General features: G+C 64.5%; 16 protein-coding genes. 4 read left to right on the top strand and 12 right to left on the bottom strand.

Annotation, left to right across the window (positions count from 1 at the left end):
* Positions 1 to 37: 37 nt before the first annotated feature.
* The 8 genes from E3U23_RS05495 to E3U23_RS05460 are packed head-to-tail and all read right to left on the bottom strand — an operon-like array spanning position 38 to position 6,000.
* Positions 38 to 295 carry an ATP synthase F1 subunit epsilon gene (locus tag E3U23_RS05495; RefSeq protein ID WP_279350196.1) on the bottom strand — a complete coding sequence of 86 codons (258 nt, stop codon included), beginning with the start codon at positions 293 to 295 and terminating at the stop codon, positions 38 to 40.
* Positions 295 to 837: a hypothetical protein gene (locus tag E3U23_RS05490; RefSeq protein ID WP_279350195.1), complete on the bottom strand. Its 543-nt coding sequence runs from the start codon at positions 835 to 837 to the stop codon at positions 295 to 297. The genes E3U23_RS05495 and E3U23_RS05490 overlap by 1 nt, the downstream gene beginning before the upstream one ends.
* A gap of 3 nt (positions 838 to 840) precedes the next feature.
* The gene (atpD, locus tag E3U23_RS05485) at positions 841 to 2,298 is read right to left on the bottom strand and encodes a F0F1 ATP synthase subunit beta (protein ID WP_279350194.1); all 1,458 of its coding nucleotides are present in this window, start codon (positions 2,296 to 2,298) and stop codon (positions 841 to 843) included.
* Positions 2,299 to 2,317: 19 nt separating this feature from the next.
* A complete protein-coding gene (locus tag E3U23_RS05480; protein WP_279350193.1) occupies positions 2,318 to 2,686 on the bottom strand; it encodes a hypothetical protein in 369 nt (122 codons plus the stop codon).
* A gap of 18 nt (positions 2,687 to 2,704) precedes the next feature.
* Entirely contained in the window at positions 2,705 to 3,580 is an 876-nt protein-coding gene (locus tag E3U23_RS05475; RefSeq protein ID WP_279350191.1) for a F0F1 ATP synthase subunit gamma, read from the bottom strand.
* 7 nt (positions 3,581 to 3,587) lie between these two features.
* On the bottom strand, positions 3,588 to 3,881 hold the full coding sequence (locus E3U23_RS05470; RefSeq protein ID WP_279350190.1) for a putative quinol monooxygenase: 294 nt from the start codon (positions 3,879 to 3,881) through the stop codon (positions 3,588 to 3,590).
* 7 nt (positions 3,882 to 3,888) lie between these two features.
* On the bottom strand, positions 3,889 to 5,418 hold the full coding sequence (gene atpA, locus E3U23_RS05465) for a F0F1 ATP synthase subunit alpha (protein WP_279350189.1): 1,530 nt from the start codon (positions 5,416 to 5,418) through the stop codon (positions 3,889 to 3,891).
* 27 nt (positions 5,419 to 5,445) lie between these two features.
* Complete coding sequence (locus E3U23_RS05460) at positions 5,446 to 6,000, bottom strand: F0F1 ATP synthase subunit delta (protein ID WP_279350258.1); 555 nt, start codon at positions 5,998 to 6,000, stop codon at positions 5,446 to 5,448.
* Positions 6,001 to 6,183: 183 nt separating this feature from the next.
* On the opposite strand from E3U23_RS05460, the gene E3U23_RS05455 reads away from it, so the two are divergent.
* Complete coding sequence (locus E3U23_RS05455; RefSeq protein WP_279350188.1) at positions 6,184 to 7,011, top strand: TauD/TfdA dioxygenase family protein; 828 nt, start codon at positions 6,184 to 6,186, stop codon at positions 7,009 to 7,011.
* Position 7,012: 1 nt separating this feature from the next.
* Here the strand turns inward: E3U23_RS05455 and E3U23_RS05450 are convergent, their stop codons facing one another.
* Positions 7,013 to 8,578 carry a S1 family peptidase gene (locus E3U23_RS05450; RefSeq protein ID WP_279350187.1) on the bottom strand — a complete coding sequence of 522 codons (1,566 nt, stop codon included), beginning with the start codon at positions 8,576 to 8,578 and terminating at the stop codon, positions 7,013 to 7,015.
* An 80-nt stretch (positions 8,579 to 8,658) separates the two neighbouring features.
* Here E3U23_RS05450 and ada point away from each other — a divergent pair, with 80 nt between their 5' ends.
* The 3 genes from ada (at position 8,659) to E3U23_RS05435 (ending at position 10,882) form a co-directional block, all read left to right on the top strand.
* Positions 8,659 to 9,705 carry a bifunctional DNA-binding transcriptional regulator/O6-methylguanine-DNA methyltransferase Ada gene (gene ada / locus E3U23_RS05445; RefSeq protein ID WP_279350186.1) on the top strand — a complete coding sequence of 349 codons (1,047 nt, stop codon included), beginning with the start codon at positions 8,659 to 8,661 and terminating at the stop codon, positions 9,703 to 9,705.
* An 80-nt stretch (positions 9,706 to 9,785) separates the two neighbouring features.
* Positions 9,786 to 10,100, top strand: a complete 315-nt coding sequence (locus tag E3U23_RS05440) for an ArsR/SmtB family transcription factor (protein WP_279350185.1) — start codon at positions 9,786 to 9,788, stop codon at positions 10,098 to 10,100.
* 23 nt (positions 10,101 to 10,123) lie between these two features.
* Complete coding sequence (locus E3U23_RS05435) at positions 10,124 to 10,882, top strand: hypothetical protein (RefSeq protein ID WP_279350184.1); 759 nt, start codon at positions 10,124 to 10,126, stop codon at positions 10,880 to 10,882.
* 351 nt (positions 10,883 to 11,233) lie between these two features.
* Here E3U23_RS05435 and E3U23_RS05430 read toward each other — a convergent pair whose 3' ends face one another.
* The 3 genes from E3U23_RS05430 to E3U23_RS05420 form a co-directional block, all read right to left on the bottom strand.
* Positions 11,234 to 11,689 carry a hypothetical protein gene (locus tag E3U23_RS05430; RefSeq protein ID WP_279350183.1) on the bottom strand — a complete coding sequence of 152 codons (456 nt, stop codon included), beginning with the start codon at positions 11,687 to 11,689 and terminating at the stop codon, positions 11,234 to 11,236.
* A 172-nt stretch (positions 11,690 to 11,861) separates the two neighbouring features.
* Positions 11,862 to 12,389, bottom strand: coding sequence for a SixA phosphatase family protein (locus E3U23_RS05425; RefSeq protein WP_279350182.1), 528 nt, complete (start codon positions 12,387 to 12,389; stop codon positions 11,862 to 11,864).
* Complete coding sequence (locus tag E3U23_RS05420; protein ID WP_279350181.1) at positions 12,386 to 15,142, bottom strand: ATP-dependent DNA helicase; 2,757 nt, start codon at positions 15,140 to 15,142, stop codon at positions 12,386 to 12,388. The genes E3U23_RS05425 and E3U23_RS05420 overlap by 4 nt, the downstream gene beginning before the upstream one ends.
* Positions 15,143 to 15,332 lie beyond the last annotated feature (190 nt).

Here is a 15,332-nt window from a genome sequence, read left to right as displayed (position 1 = left end):
CGAACCGGTGCGGTTCAACGACCGGTTGATGCGTCCGTCAGCCTTCGACGTGCTCCGCCAATACGGTCAGACCGTTCTCGCCGACTTCGGCGAATCCGCCCCGCACTTCGATCGTTTCGGGCGTGCCGCCTTCGCTCTTCCATACCTGCACCGCGCCGTCGCGGATGGTGGACATGAAAGGGGCATGGCCTTCTAGCACGCCGAATTCGCCCTCTTCGCCGGGCACGACAACCATGTGCACGTCCTCGCTGCGGACGAGCTTTTCGGGAGTTACGAGTTCGAAGTGAAGGGGCATTAGTTCTCCGAAAGTAAATATTGCTGAACGATCAAAGGTGCAGTTTGATCGATGTCCGACATATCCATGAACTGTACGCCATAATAAACGCCGTCGATCGGTGGGGTGCGCAGGGTGACCAAAGTCATACTCGGATTCGGCGCTTCAGAGGAGTTGTCTGGGACCAGCGTCGGATCCAAGTTTGCGCGGTCCGCATAGATCGCTTCATACGCCGAGCGCGCTCCAGCGCCCTCAAGTCCAACCTGACAGAACGAAGCGGTGCGCGAATTTGCAATCATGATATGCCCGCCGTCCGTATCGATCTCTACGACATCGAGCGTGCCCATCCGCGGATGCTCACGTGTAGCGACTGATTTATAGCCGAGACCGATTACACGTTCGACTTCGCCAAGCGGCGTTTCAATCTCCATCAGCTCGGGACACAACTCTACGACGGCTTGCTGAGCAAGCTCCTGATAAGTTTGTGCATTGACCGTCGGAGCGAACGCCCCGACGACGCACGCAGCACTGATCCCGATCAGGCGACAGGAGATCCAGTTCACCCCTTACGCCTCGTCGGCCATCTTCTTGGCCTTCTCAACCGCCTGATCGATGCCGCCGACCATGTAGAAGGCGCTTTCGGGCAAGTGATCGTATTCGCCGTCGACCACAGCCTTGAAGCTCTTCACCGTGTCTTCCAGCTGTACGAACTGGCCCGGAATGTTGGTAAAGACCTCGGCAACGTGGAACGGCTGGCTGAGGAACTTCTGGATTTTGCGCGCACGCGCCACGGTGAGCTTATCTTCTTCCGAAAGCTCGTCCATGCCGAGAATGGCGATGATGTCCTGCAGGCTCTTGTACTTCTGCAGCGTTTCCTGGACGCGGCGGGCGGTCTGGTAATGCTCTTCACCGACGACGCGCGGTTCGAGCACGCGGCTGGTCGAATCGAGCGGGTCGACCGCCGGATAGATGCCCAGCTCCGAGATCGCGCGGTTGAGCGTGGTCGTCGCGTCCAAGTGGGCGAACGAGGTGGCCGGCGCGGGGTCGGTCAAGTCGTCGGCCGGAACGTAGATCGCCTGCACCGAGGTAATGGAGCCCTTGGTGGTGGAGGTGATGCGTTCCTGAAGGTTACCCATGTCGGTCGCCAGCGTCGGCTGGTAACCCACGGCCGAGGGGATACGACCGAGCAGGGCGGACACTTCCGAACCGGCCTGCGTGAAGCGGAAGATGTTGTCGACGAAGAACAGCACGTCCTGCCCTTCGACGTCGCGGAAATATTCCGCCATCGTCAGACCGGACAGGGCGACACGCGCACGGGCACCCGGCGGCTCGTTCATCTGGCCGAACACCAGCGCCACCTTCGAACCTTCGCTGATGGCTTCGCCGGCGTCGTTCTTGGCGATGACGCCCGCATCGAGGAATTCGTGGTAGAGGTCGTTACCCTCGCGGGTCCGCTCGCCCACGCCGGCGAAGACGGACACGCCGCCATGGCCCTTGGCGATGTTGTTGATCAGTTCCTGGATCAGCACGGTCTTGCCGACGCCGGCACCGCCGAACAGGCCGATCTTGCCGCCACGCGCATAGGGCGCGAGCAGGTCGATGACCTTGATGCCGGTGACGAGGATCGCCGCGTCGGTCGACTGGTCGACGAACATCGGGGCTTCGGCGTGGATCGGCATGGTCTGCTCTGCGCCGACCGGGCCACGTTCGTCGATCGGCTGACCGATCACGTTCATGATGCGGCCGAGCGTTTTCGGACCTACGGGCACCGAGATCTGCGCGCCGGTATTGACCACTTCCTGCCCGCGCACGAGACCGTCGGTCCCGTCCATCGCGATGGTGCGGACGGTGTTTTCGCCAAGGTGCTGCGCGACTTCGAGCACCAGCGTGTTCTCGCCGTTTTTCGTTTCAAGCGCGGTCAGGATCGGCGGCAAATCGCCTTCGAAGGCGACGTCGACCACGGCGCCGATGACCTGGCTGATCGTGCCGTTGGGGCTTTGGTTGAGTACGGGTGCGGTAGCCATGATGCCTCTATCTCCTGGATCAGGAATCGACGTGGTGGGTGGCGCCGTGTTCGGCGCAGATCGCTTCGGGGTCGGCGAGGACCCATTCGGTGCCGTCTTCGCTTGCTGTCAGATCGGCAGAATGGCGCAGATATTCGTCTTCGCCAAGGCCGTATTCGCACGTCACGTTGTCCGCGCCCATGGCACGCTTGCAGACGGCGGTGTTGACCGGCTCAGCACCGTCGCAGCTGTTGGCGAACACTTCGGTGAACAGGTCTTCGTCGGGCGCGGGCAGGCTAGCCTGCGCTTCCGGCGTCTCGGCCGGCGTGGCGGGCGGCGGCGCTTCGGGCTCATTACCGCATGCGGCAAGCGCAAGGACCAGGGGAAGGGCGAGAACGATTATTTTCACGGGTAAGGGTATTCCTGCTTAGAGCGCTTCCGCGCCCGCGATGATTTCGATGAGTTCGGTGGTGATCGCGGCCTGACGGCTGCGGTTGTACTGGATGGTCAGGTCCTTGATGAGATCGCCGGCATTGCGAGTTGCATTGTCCATCGCGGTCATCGAGGCGCCCTGTTCCGAAGCCTCGCGTTCCAGAAGCGCGCCGAACAACTGCGTCTTGATATAGCGCGGCAGCAGGTCGGCGAGGATTTCGTCCTCGCTCGGCTCGTAATCGACGACCGAACCCGCGCCGCCCGCACCGTCGCTTTCGGGCGGCGGGACGGGGATGAGCTGGTCGACCGTGGGGTCCTGCGCCAAAGCCGATTTGAAGACGGGATAAACGAGGTGTGCGACGTCGAATTCGCCGTTCTCGTAGCGGGTCAGCAAATCGTCTGCGATGACTTCGGCTTCCTCGAAGCCCGGCGTGCGGACGTCGGAGGTGTCGAAATGCTTCTCGATCCGGTCGGCATAATCGCGCTTGATCGGTGCGCGGCCCTTCTTACCAACGAGGTAGAACTGCACGTCCTTGCCCTCGTTAAGCAGCGCCTTCGCCTTGGCCTTGGCCGCCTTGACGATATTGGCGTTGAGGCCGCCGCACAGCCCCTTGTCGGTATTGACCACGACGAGGAGGTTACGCTTGTCCGATCCGGTGCCGCGCAGCAGCAGGGGTGCACTGTCGCCGCCGACCTTGCCGGCGAGCGACGCCATGACGCCCGAAAGCCGCTCGGCATAGGGACGTGCGGCTTCGGCCGCCGCCTGCGCCCGGCGCAGCTTCGCCGCAGCGACCATCTGCTTGGCCTTGGTGATCTTCTGGGTCGACTTGACCGAGTTGATCCGGCCTTTGAGTTCTTTGAGGCTTGCCATATCCTGTTCAGCCTTCCAGCGGCTTCACTTCGACGAGCTGCGGTTCCGACTGGAGCCATCCCTCGTATCTTGCGAAGACATCCTTGGTGTATTCTTGAGCATGGTGGAAATCGAACGCGTCGCGATCCGCCCACTCTTCGAAAATCATGATCGTGCTCGAACCATCCGCGGCGCGGCGCGGTTCGAACGCCAGACAGCCTTCTTCGTCACGGGTCATCGGAACGATGGCGGCCACCGCCTGCGCGGCGACCTCCATGTGTTCCGGCTCGACCGGAATTGTGGCAAAGACCGTGTAGCTCATCTATCGATCAGGCGAACTGCTTGCCGAAGGCCTTGAGCGCGTCGACGACCTTGTTCTTCGTGTCGTCCTCGAACTTGCCGGTGGTGCGGATCTCTTCCAGCACGCCGGCATGTTCGGTCCGCATATAGCCGAGCATCTGCTCTTCATATTCGGTCACGCGATTTACCGGAACATCGTCGAGATAGCCGTTGGTGCCGGCAAAGATCGACACGGTCTGCTCTTCGAACGGCATGGGCGAGAACTGCGGCTGCTTCAGCAACTCGGTCAGGCGCGCACCGCGGTTGAGCAGCTTCTGCGTCGCCGCATCAAGGTCCGAACCGAACTGCGCGAAGGCCGCCATTTCACGATATTGCGCAAGGTCGAGCTTCATCGAACCCGAAACCTTCTTCATCGCCTTGGTCTGGGCGGCACCGCCCACACGGCTGACCGAGAGGCCGACATTGATGGCCGGACGAATGCCCTGGTAGAACAGGTCGGTTTCGAGGAAGATCTGGCCATCGGTGATCGAGATCACGTTGGTCGGGATGTAGGCCGACACGTCGCCCGCCTGCGTTTCGATGATCGGCAACGCGGTCAGCGAACCGCCGCCATTGGCGCCGTTCATCTTCGCCGCACGCTCGAGCAGGCGGCTGTGAAGATAGAACACGTCGCCCGGATAGGCTTCGCGGCCCGGAGGACGACGAAGCAGCAGCGACATCTGGCGATAGGCGACGGCCTGCTTGGACAAATCGTCGTAGCAGATGACGGCGTGCATGCCGTTGTCGCGGAAGAATTCGCCCATCGCGCAGCCTGTGTAGGGCGCGAGATATTGCAGCGGAGCGGGCTCCGATGCCGTCGCGGCGACGACGATGGAATATTCCATCGCACCGTTTTCTTCGAGGCTCTTCACGATCTGCGCGACGGTCGAACGCTTCTGGCCGACGGCGACATAGACGCAGTAGAGCTTCTTGCTTTCGTCGTCGCCCTGGTTCGCTTCCTTCTGGTTGATGAAGGTGTCGATCGCGACGGCGGACTTGCCGGTCTGACGGTCGCCGATGATGAGTTCGCGCTGGCCGCGGCCCACGGGCACGAGGGCGTCGATCGCCTTAAGGCCGGATTGCACGGGTTCGGAAACCGATTCGCGCGGGATGATGCCTGGCGCCTTCACTTCGACGCGCTTGCGCTCGACGTTCTCGATCGGGCCCTTGCCGTCGATCGGGTTGCCTAGGGCATCGACCACGCGGCCGAGCAGACCCTTGCCGACCGGCACGTCGACGATGGTATTGGTCCGCTTGACCGTGTCGCCTTCCTTGATGTCCTGGTCGGACCCGAAGATAACGGCACCGACATTGTCGGCTTCTAGGTTCAGCGCCATGCCCTGAACGCCGTTGGCGAATTCGATCATCTCGCCAGCCTGCACCTTGTCGAGGCCGTGGATGCGGGCGATCCCGTCACCCACCGACAGGACGGAGCCGACTTCGCTGACTTCGGCTTCGGTGCCGAAATTGGCGATCTGGTCCTTGATGACCTTGGAGATTTCTGCGGCGCGGATATCCATTGCGTGTGCTTCCTTTAAGCCTTCAGGTCAGGCTTTCATGGCCTGGGCGAGGGAATTGAGACGATTGCGGATCGAGGCATCGATGCGCTTCGAACCGATGGTAACGACAAGGCCGCCGAGCAGATCGGGGTCGACCTTGGAAGTGAGTTTCACCGTGCGGCCTTCGCGCTGGGTCAGCTTCGTCTTGAGCTGATCAAGCTGGGCATCGGTAAGCGCATGGGCGCTGGTGACTTCGGCCGTGACTTCGCCGCGCTGCGCCGCCGCGATGGTGCGGAATGCACGCACGATGCCGGGCAGCTGCGACAGGCGGCGGTTATGCGCCAGCGTGCCTAGGAATTTCTGCGTCAATTCCGACAGGCCCATGATCGCCGAAACGCTCCACAGCGCTTTTTCTGCAGCGCCGCGGCCCACCTTGGGGCTGGTGGTGAGCATCCGCAATTCGGGCGATTGTTCAATTCCGGCTTCGAGCTTGTCGAGATCCGATTCGACGGCGGTCACCACACCGTGTTCGGCGGCCAGATCGAACAGCGCCGAGGCGTAGCGGCCTGCTAGGCTAGCCTGAATACCGGCGGAAATATCCACGCGTCTCTCGTCCTCTTCGGGTCCGGAAAAAGAAATGTCTCGTGCCAAGCCGAATCCGGGCATGCGCAGAGCGGCCCCGGCAAAGCTGGCGCGCGCCTAGCAAAGGGGGTGCGGCAAGGCAAGTCGCGTCGGCTTGCGCGGGCCGCCGGCGGGGTGCACATTGGCTGCGAGAGGAGAAGGCCCGTGAAAACGCAAGACCTGACGAAGCATTGCGGAACCGCGATCGAAGGTGTGCAACTGGCGCGGCTCGAGGGCGAGGCGCTCGATCGGGTGCGCGAAATCGCCTATCGCCGGGGCGTCGCCGTTTTCCGCGATCAGGACTTCGGCCCCGAAGACCATATCGCCTTCGCGAAGCGGTGGGGCGGCATCGATATCAACAATTACTTCCCGCTGACCGACGAGCATCCCGAAATCGCGGTGGTCCGCAAGCGCAAGGACCAGACGATGAATATCGGCGGGGGCTGGCATACCGACCATTCCTACGATCAAGTGCCTGCAATGGGGTCCATCCTCGTCGCGCGCGACCTGCCGCCGAGCGGAGGCGATACGCTGTGGGCACATATGGGCGCGGCTTACGATGCGTTGCCCGACGAGACGAAGGCCAAATTGGAATTGCTGGAAGCATTCCACACCGCCGACCATATCTATGCGCCTGACGGCATCTACGCGAAAACCGATCAGGGCGGCGAGCTTCGCGGCAAGGACCTGAAGACTGGCGCGACCCATCCGGTCGTGGTGCGCCATCCGCAGACCGGGCAGAAGCTGCTTTACGTCAATCCCGGTTTCACGATCAATTTCGCCGGTCGCTCGCGCGAGGAGAGCCTGCCTTTACTGCAAGAGCTGTTCGCCCATGCGATGAAGGAGGAGTTCCAGTGCCGTGTGGGGTGGGAGCCGGGCACGGTCGCGATCTGGGACAACCGGACGACCTGGCATTACGCGATGAACGACTACCAAGGCCATGCGCGCGAAATGCACCGCATCACGCTGACCGGCGAACCGCTGGCGGCCTAAATTAGCGCGCCGCCTCGCAACTGTAGACCAGCCGCTCGTTCGCCTGTTGCGGCAAGAGGCCGAGCACTTCGCTCTGCATTTCGCCCAGCTGCTGCGAGGCGTTCTCGGCCCCGCATTGGGGCGCGCGATATTCGCTCCGCGCCTCACGCGCCGACTGCATGGCGCTGCGCGGCAGAAGGAACCGCTCGACGCGATACAGATTGCGGTCGGGATCGAAGCTGTTGACCGATACCGCATCCTCTTCGTTCGGCACGAATACGCGCGACCAGGTACCCGAGGCATAGCCGTATTGCGTGCGCCCGTTGACGCAGCCTTCGCCCGACCACTCGAACGAGACGCTGCTGGCCTGCGCGCTGGTAACGCGGCTGCGGTCGGGGAGTAAGGTGCAGGTGAGGGTTCGGTTTCCGGCCGACGCTTCGGCGGTGCCCGATGCGGTTGCTACGTCCGCTTCGCTCATCGCGGCGGCAACGCGCCGGTCTACCTCGTCGAGGCCGGGGCGGGTGATGAAAGCGATGATGGCGACGATAACGAGAAAGCCGGCAATCCCGAACGCGATATGCGCCTTGCGCAGGACGAGCGGGTCGGCCTCCTCGCCTTCCCGCGCGCGGCTCCGAAGCGAGAACCCGTATAGCGCGATGCCGAAGGCGGCGAGTATGAGGACGAAAGCCAGCGCCATCCGGTCCTCGCGGTCCTGCGTCACGCCGAGTTGCGCTTCCAGAAGCGCGCGCTCGCGGCGATTGCGCGTTTCCTCGGCACGCTCGGACAGGGATTGCCGCGCTTCGGCCTGTTCGCGTGCGATCCGTTCCTGCTCCGCCGCGTCGAGCTCGGCCATGGAGCGGCATGTGGCGGTATTTACCGGCGGTTCGATGCCGTTCTCGCGCAGGAACGGGATCAGTTCGCGGTTGGATACGGCGAAGAAGAATTCCGCATCGCCTGCCTCGCTATCCGAGCCGAAGCTGTTGACGCCCAGCACCCGGCCGCACTGGTCGAGCAGCGGGCCGCCCGAATTGCCGCGTGCGATGGGGGCGGTGTGGAGGATGGTGTCGAACTGGCGACTGGGCCGCTCACCAGAGATGTAGCCGCGGCTTTTGACGGGCGGCTGGCTGGAGAAGATGTCGCTATTGCCGAGGCCCTGCGCCCGGTCGACATTCATCGGATAGCCGACGCTGATCACCTCGCCGCTCGATTGCTGGTCTAGACCGGCGAGCGCGAGCGGCGGCAGGCGCAGATCGCCGGTGATGCGGATCAATGCGAGGTCGCTCTGCGGGCTTACGGCGAGGAGGCGGCCATACATGGCGCGCCCGCCCCCCGAAGGCACGATGCCGATGTCGAGCCCCCCGTCGCGCATCGCATCGCGCACGACGTGGGCGTTGGTCACTATAGTGGTTGGCGTGACGGCGAAGCCGGTTCCGTGGCTGATCGGGTAAAGCTCGCCATCCTCCGTGCCGATAATGACGACGCGCACTACGCCGCGCGCCGCCGCGTCGATATCGGCGGGCTCGGCCGCCGCGCGCCAGGGTACGATTAACGCCGACAGGAGCGCGATGAGGAGGAGGGCCCGGGCCATTGCGCGCGTATGTGCCGCTCAATCGGTTTGATCGCAAGATACGGGATGCGGCTTGTCCCGCGAGGCGATAGGAAGGACGCATGGCACGCGAGGATGCACCGATCGACGAAACGCAGGCATGGGCGGCCGTGCAGCGGCGCGACCGCGCGTTCGATGGCCGCTTCGTCACCGGCGTGCTCAGCACGGGCATTTATTGCCGTCCGTCCTGCGCGGCGCGCCATCCTGCACGTGAAAACGTGCGGTTCTTCGCGGATGGCGTGGCGGCACAGGCGGCAGGCTTGCGGGCGTGCAAACGCTGCCTGCCCGACGATGTGCGCCGGGATGCCGCCGCGGTGGCGCTGGCGCTTTCACTATTGGATGAAGCCGAAACGCCGCCCGGTTTGGCGGCCTTGGCGGAGCGCACCGGCTATTCGCCGACCCATTTCCAGCGCGTATTCAAACGCAGCGTCGGCCTGTCGCCATCCGCCTTTGCTCGCTCGCGGCGGCAGCAGCGGGCCGACGATGCGTTGACCGGTAGCGGGTACGTTACCGACGCCATCTACGAAGCGGGCCACGAAAGCGCCTCGCACTTCTATCGCGAAAGGAAAGGACGCGGTATGGCGCCATCGATCTGGGTCAAGGGCGGGGCGGGGGCGACGATCCGCTGGGCGGTTGCGGAGACGACACTGGGGCCGCTGCTGGTCGCCGCAAGCGACAAGGGCGTGTGCCGCATCGCATTTGGCGAGGATGAAATGGCGTTGCGCAGCCGTTTCCCCAACGCCGACCTCTCGCGCGGCGACGAGGCTTTTGCCGCACTGGTCCGGCAAGTGGTGCAGGCGGTGGAGACCCCCGCCGCCGATGTCGGCATCCCGCTCGACGTTCAGGGCACCGCCTTCCAGCAGCGCGTGTGGGATGCCCTTCGCCGCATCCCGCCGGGTGAGACGCGCAGCTACGGCCAACTGGCGGCGGAACTCGGCAATCCCAAGGCCAGCCGCGCGGTCGGCGGAGCGAACGGGGCGAACGGTGTCGCCGTGCTCATCCCCTGCCACCGCGTCATTGCGGCGGACGGCACGCTCGGCGGCTATGCCTACGGCACCGCGATCAAGCAGGAATTGCTGCGGCGGGAGAAGGACACCGACCGCCGGTAGGCCTCCGATAGTGGAAAACCGCCGACCCCAACCGGCCCGAACCTTGCCGGACTCGCTTACCCGATCTTAACCTTCGGGGCATGACCGATACCTTCACCGCTCTCTCAGATCCGACCCGCCGCGCGATCCTCGACCGGTTGAGCGCGCAAGGCGGCCTCACGCTAAGCGAGATTGGCGCGGATTTCGCCATGACGCGGCAGGCGGTTGCCAAGCACCTCGCCGTGCTGGAAGCGGCCGAACTGGTCGCCTCGCAGCGCGACGGGCGGTGCAAGCGGCATTACCTCAACCCGATGCCGCTGGCGAAGATCGCCCGCCGCTGGCTCGGCCGGTTTGAGGACGTGCCACTCGGCGCAATGGCGGGGTTTAGCGGCGGCGGCGCGTTAACAAATCACTGAGATCGCACGCTTATGCTGAGGCGATGGACATTCGGAGAAATAGCGGCTGGCGCATCGTAGGTGCCGTTCTGGCTGTGGCCATCCTCGCGGGTTGCGGCTTTCTCGGCCTCGATCCTACGCCCGACTATCGCTACCGCCTGACCGTCGAAGTCGATACGCCGCAGGGTTTGCGAAGCGGGTCGAGCGTGATCGAGGTCGAAACAGACGTAGCGAGCGCAACAACCATACCTTCGCCGGGTTCGGTTTCGCATCGGGTTCGGGGCGAGGCTGTCGCGGTCGACTTGCCGGACGGCCGCACACTGTTCGCGCTGCTTCGATCAGGCACCGACGCCGACTGGGCGAGCCGGGTGATGTCCATGCTTGCACCCGATCCGCCCGACGATGTGGAAGACCGCTTTCAGGCACGGTTCGACAATCTTCTCGCGCTCGAAGGCAAGCTCACGCTTCCGCGCATGTGGCCGCCGGTCGGTCATCTGGAAGAACGATCCGCTTATCCGATGCTGGTGACTTTCGGCGATATCGCCGTTCCGACCAGCGTAACGGAAGTCGATCCGGACGACCTCGCCGCGACCTTCGGCGAAGACTACGCGCTGCGCCGCATCACCGTCGAACTGACCGACGCGCCGGTGACGACGGGGATTGAGAAGCGGCTGGGGTGGCTCCCAAACTATTTCGACAAGATGCTCGATGGAAGGCGTCTACATTCCTTCGATGAAGATGCGCCGTTTGCAAATGAGCTTTCGCAAGGTGATTTTTCAAGGGGAATTCTAAATGGATTGTGATGTCTTTCTTTCCCTGTTAGCATTGGATTCTTAAAATCGAGCATTCGGTCAAGACGTTAATTTTGATGATGCGGATGCTATCGGGAAAGCAATCCTTAGCGTTGATGACCAGTCGCTAACCGCCCCAACCGCCGGCGTTTACGCCAGCGCCTGTGATTGGAACGATAAGACGAGTATCGCTGGACCGATTACATTTCCCGCGCCCACCCCGCCATAACAAGCTCGACGGCTGCATCGGCTCCGGCCGCCTGAGCCTGAGAAACTGCGCGTTGTACCATGCCGGGGACGAAGCGGTGCGCGGCGGCACGGGGCCGAGGGTGTTGCGAAGTGACGATTGGCCGCATCGCCTGATTACGTCTCGACAAACTCGGCAATCGGCCCCGCCTTGCACATGGTCTTCGTGCCCTGAACCGAAACGACCGCCTCTTCCCCTGGCATCAGCGGTGTCTTGTATTCGCTTCCCTTAAAACCAAGCCTGAAGGTCAGCGGCCCCTGCAAGCGGCAGATCGCGCCCTTCTTGGTGGCTTCGCAATATTCCGAGATCCGTTCGTAATCGGCGACAGTCGGATTTTCCGGCGGATCGATTCCGAGCGATGTCGAGGCCGAACCGCCCCAAAGGAAGCGCTGTCCGAAGTTGAGGGAATTGGTCGTCCATTCCGTCCGCCCGTCGGCAGAAACCGGCTTGTCGATCCCGAGCCCGGCGGCCAGACGTGCGCAGAAATCGGCTTCGGCGGCGCTGGCGGTGGTTTGCCCGGACAGGGCAATCAAAGACAGGCAAGCAGCAGCAATACGCAGAGAGTTGTTCACGGCATACTCCAGAAAGAAGCAAGCGTCTGAAAACCCCCAAGGTCTTTCTTCGCGCGTGCCCGTCGCAAATACTACGATTCGCACCGAGGCGATAGTCGAAAACTACGCGTCTCCGGTATTGTACTTCCGGTGTCCAGCTCGCCCCGGGAAACGACTACTCCGCCGAACCGGCCTAGTATTCAGGACCCAATTCCGCATCGAGATCGCGGGGGCGGGCGAAGTGCTTCACCGTTCCGCAGCCTTCGGCCAAATCGGCCCAGTCGTCGATGGCGAGTTCGTAGACGATGAAGCTGGCGGTCGGGAATTTGACCTTGGCTTCATCGTAAAGCGCATTCTCGTTCGCAGGCGCGACCAGTTCGAACAGCATATCGCCAAGGCCCGGATTGTGACCGGCGATCAGCAGCTTTTCCGCATCGCCGCCTTGCTCGCGCACAACGTCGCAGATGGTTTCGGCGGAGGCGAGATAGAGCTTCTGGTCCCAGTCCGGCTCCATTTCGGGGAGGGCGGCGGCAAGGGTCTGCTTCACGCGGGCGGCGGGGCTGGCGATCAGCGCGTCCCACTTCGTGCCGTGTTCGCGGATGTGGTCGCCCATCAAGGCCGCACCCTTGCGTCCGCGATCGTTCAGGCCCCGGTCGAAATCGCGCTTGTCGCTCTGGCCCCAATCGGATTTGGCATGGCGAAGGAGACCGAGGATCTTCACGTCTGTTCGCGCTCCATTGCCGAATCCGTAGCGTTCGGGTCCTCTGCTCCAACACCCTTGGCGACGCGCTGTAAAGCCTCGTCGAGCGTGACGCGCAGAACCGGCGTGCCTTCGGGGAAGGCGGAAAGCAGGCGGCTGGGGAAGGCGGAGGAGAGGACGACGAAGTGGCCCGCATCCTCGCGCGTGCGGATCAGGCGACCGAACGCCTGGGCGAGGCGGGCGCGGATAATGCGATCATCGTGCCGTTTCGCGCCGCCCTCTTCCGCCGCGGCGGCGGCGGCGCGGCGGGCACGGTGAAGGATGGTGGGGCGGGGCCACGGCACGCTTTCCATGACGACGCAGCGCAAGCTGCGGCCCGGCACGTCCACCCCGTCGCGCAAGGCATCGGTGCCGAGCAGGCTGGCGCGCGCATCGTCGCGGAAGATGTCGGTCAACGTGCCGGTGTCGATCGGATCGACATGCTGGGCGTAGAGCGGCAGGCCGGTGCGCGCCAGCCGGTCGGCGATCCGGCCATAGACCGCGCGCATCCGGCGGATGGCGGTGAACAGGCCTAGCACGCCGCCGTCGCTCGCCTCGATCAGCCGGGCATAGGCGCCGGCAAGGGCGGGCAGGTCGCCGCGCCTTATATCGGTGACGATGAGGACTTCGGCGCGCTTCGCATAGTCGAACGGGCTGGCGGCCTCGACCTGCTTTGGCGCAAGGTCGAGATGCGGTGCGCCGCTGCGGGTGATGGCATGGGGCCAGTCCGGCCCTTCCTCGCCCCGGTCGGTGAGGGTGGCGCTGGTAAGCATAACGCCGTGCGCGGGTTCGAGCACGACCTTTGCAAACGGCTGCATCGGATCGAGCCAGTGGCGATGGAGGCCGATGTCGAATTCGCGCGCATCGTTGCGATCGACGGCGAGCCAGTCCACGAAATCGGGGTCCGCCGGGCCGCCGAGCCGGGCGAGCAGCGCCTCCCACGCGGCCAGCAGGTCCACCCGCCAAGCCAGCGAATGCCGCGCCCCCTCGATCCGCGCGCGGCCCTGTCCGTCGAGCCAGTCGGGCGCGTTCTCCAGCACCGCCTCCAGCCGCCCGCCGAGCTTCTGGAGCGGTTGGCGGATCGCGGCAAGCGCCTGCGCCGCCACCATCGCCGCCTCGACGAGTTCGCCGGGAAGCTGCGCAGTCTCGGTCTCGATGCCGTAGCCTGCCTCCTGCCCGCTTTCGTCGCGCGCATAGGTGGTCGCCCGAACCTGCGCCAGCAGCGCCTCCAAAGGACCGAGCGGTGCGCCTTCCGCCAGCCGCCCGAGCCAGCCTTCCGACGGCAGTTCCTGCGCCGCCTTCACCGCCGCCTCGATCGCTTCGCCGCCCGCATCGTCGTAGCTGGCGACATCGGCGAGGCGGGCCGAAAGACCGCGCCTGCGCCCGCGCGAATTGCGTTCGGGGCCGACGATCCAGCGCCGAAGCTCGATCGCCTCCTGCCCGGTCAGCGCGGCGGAGAAGGTGGAATCCGCGGCATCGAACACATGATGCCCCTCGTCGAACACGATGCGGGTCGGGCGGCCGCCCTGATCGCGCCCCCGCGCCGCATTGACCATCACCAGCGCATGGTTGGCGATCACGAGGTCCGCCTGCGCGGCGCTGCGCGCGCTTCGTTCGATGAAGCACTTCCGGTAATGCGGGCACCCGGCATAGACGCATTCGCCGCGCTGGTCGGTCAGGGCGGCGATGCCCCGCTTCCTGAAGAGGGTGCCGAGCCAGCCGGGCAGATCACCGCCAATCATGTCGCCGTCCTGCGAATAGGCGGCCCAGCGCGCCACCAGATGCGCGAGGATCGCCGGACGCCCCGCGAAGCCGCCCTGCAGCGCGTCTTCCAGATTGAGCAGGCAGAGATAGTTCCCGCGCCCCTTGCGCACCACGACCGGCGGCGAACCGTCGGGCCGGGCGGAGGGCCATGCGCGCCCGCTTTCGCGCCGCAGCTGCCGCTGGAGGTTCTTGGTATAGGTGCTGACCCACACCGTGCCGCCCGCCTTTTCCGCCCACAGCGAGGCGGGGGCGAGATAGCCCAGTGTCTTGCCGATCCCGGTGCCTGCCTGCGCCAGCAACACGTGCGGCCGTTTCTGCCGGTCGCGCGGGGCGAACACGCTGCCCGCCCCTTTCGCGAACAGGCGCTGACCCTCGCGCCGCTCCGCTCCTTCGCCGGTCAGGCGTTCAAGATGCGCCTCGATCTCCGGCTCGTCGATCATCACCTGTGCAGGGCTCGGGCGTTCGGGCGCATCCTCCCATTCGGGTAAGCGGCTGAACAGCCATTTCTCCGCCCGTTCGGGCTTGCGAACATGGGGGCTGAGCACCTGCGCCCATGGCCACCGCAGCCGGGTGAGCGATTGCAGGGTGGACCACGCGCCTTCGCGCTGCGCCCACTCCGCGCTCTCGCACACCGCGACCAGCGCGCCCGCCGCCTGTTGCAGCAGCAGCGGCACGGCGGCATCATCTTCCGGCTCGACCAGCCCCAGCGCATGGGCGAGGCCCTTGGGCGTCGGCACGCAGAACTCCGCCGGATGGACGAACGCGAACAGTTCCAGCACATCGAGCCCCGAAAGATCGGGATAGCCCAGCCGGCTCGCCACCAGCGGCGCGTTCATCAGCAGCAGCGGCGTATCCGCCGCCGCCATCACCGCCTCGCCCTTGGAACACCCTCGCGTATCTCCATTCGCATCGCGCAGCCAAGTCCCGGCATGGCTGGCATGCAGGGCGGGGAGGGGGAGGGGCTGGCTCACATCGGGAGCGTTAGAACATCGGGGGAACGCGGGGCAAGTGGGCAAGTAGGGTGAGTGGTTTTACGGGGTTTGATTGCGCGACGGGATTTGGGGGGGAAGCGCGACGGCGCTAGAGAGGTCCGCATGGAGCGACATCTGACATTACGAGACTATGTGCGGCGGCGCACTGGGGTTCCGCTGGGTCATCGCG

Source organism: Erythrobacter litoralis, assembly GCF_029760855.1.
In the GTDB taxonomy this organism is placed as follows: Bacteria; Pseudomonadota; Alphaproteobacteria; order Sphingomonadales; family Sphingomonadaceae; genus Qipengyuania; species Qipengyuania litoralis_A.
Note: the sequence above shows the minus strand (reverse complement) of the source record. Positions and strands in the feature narration are given on the sequence as shown.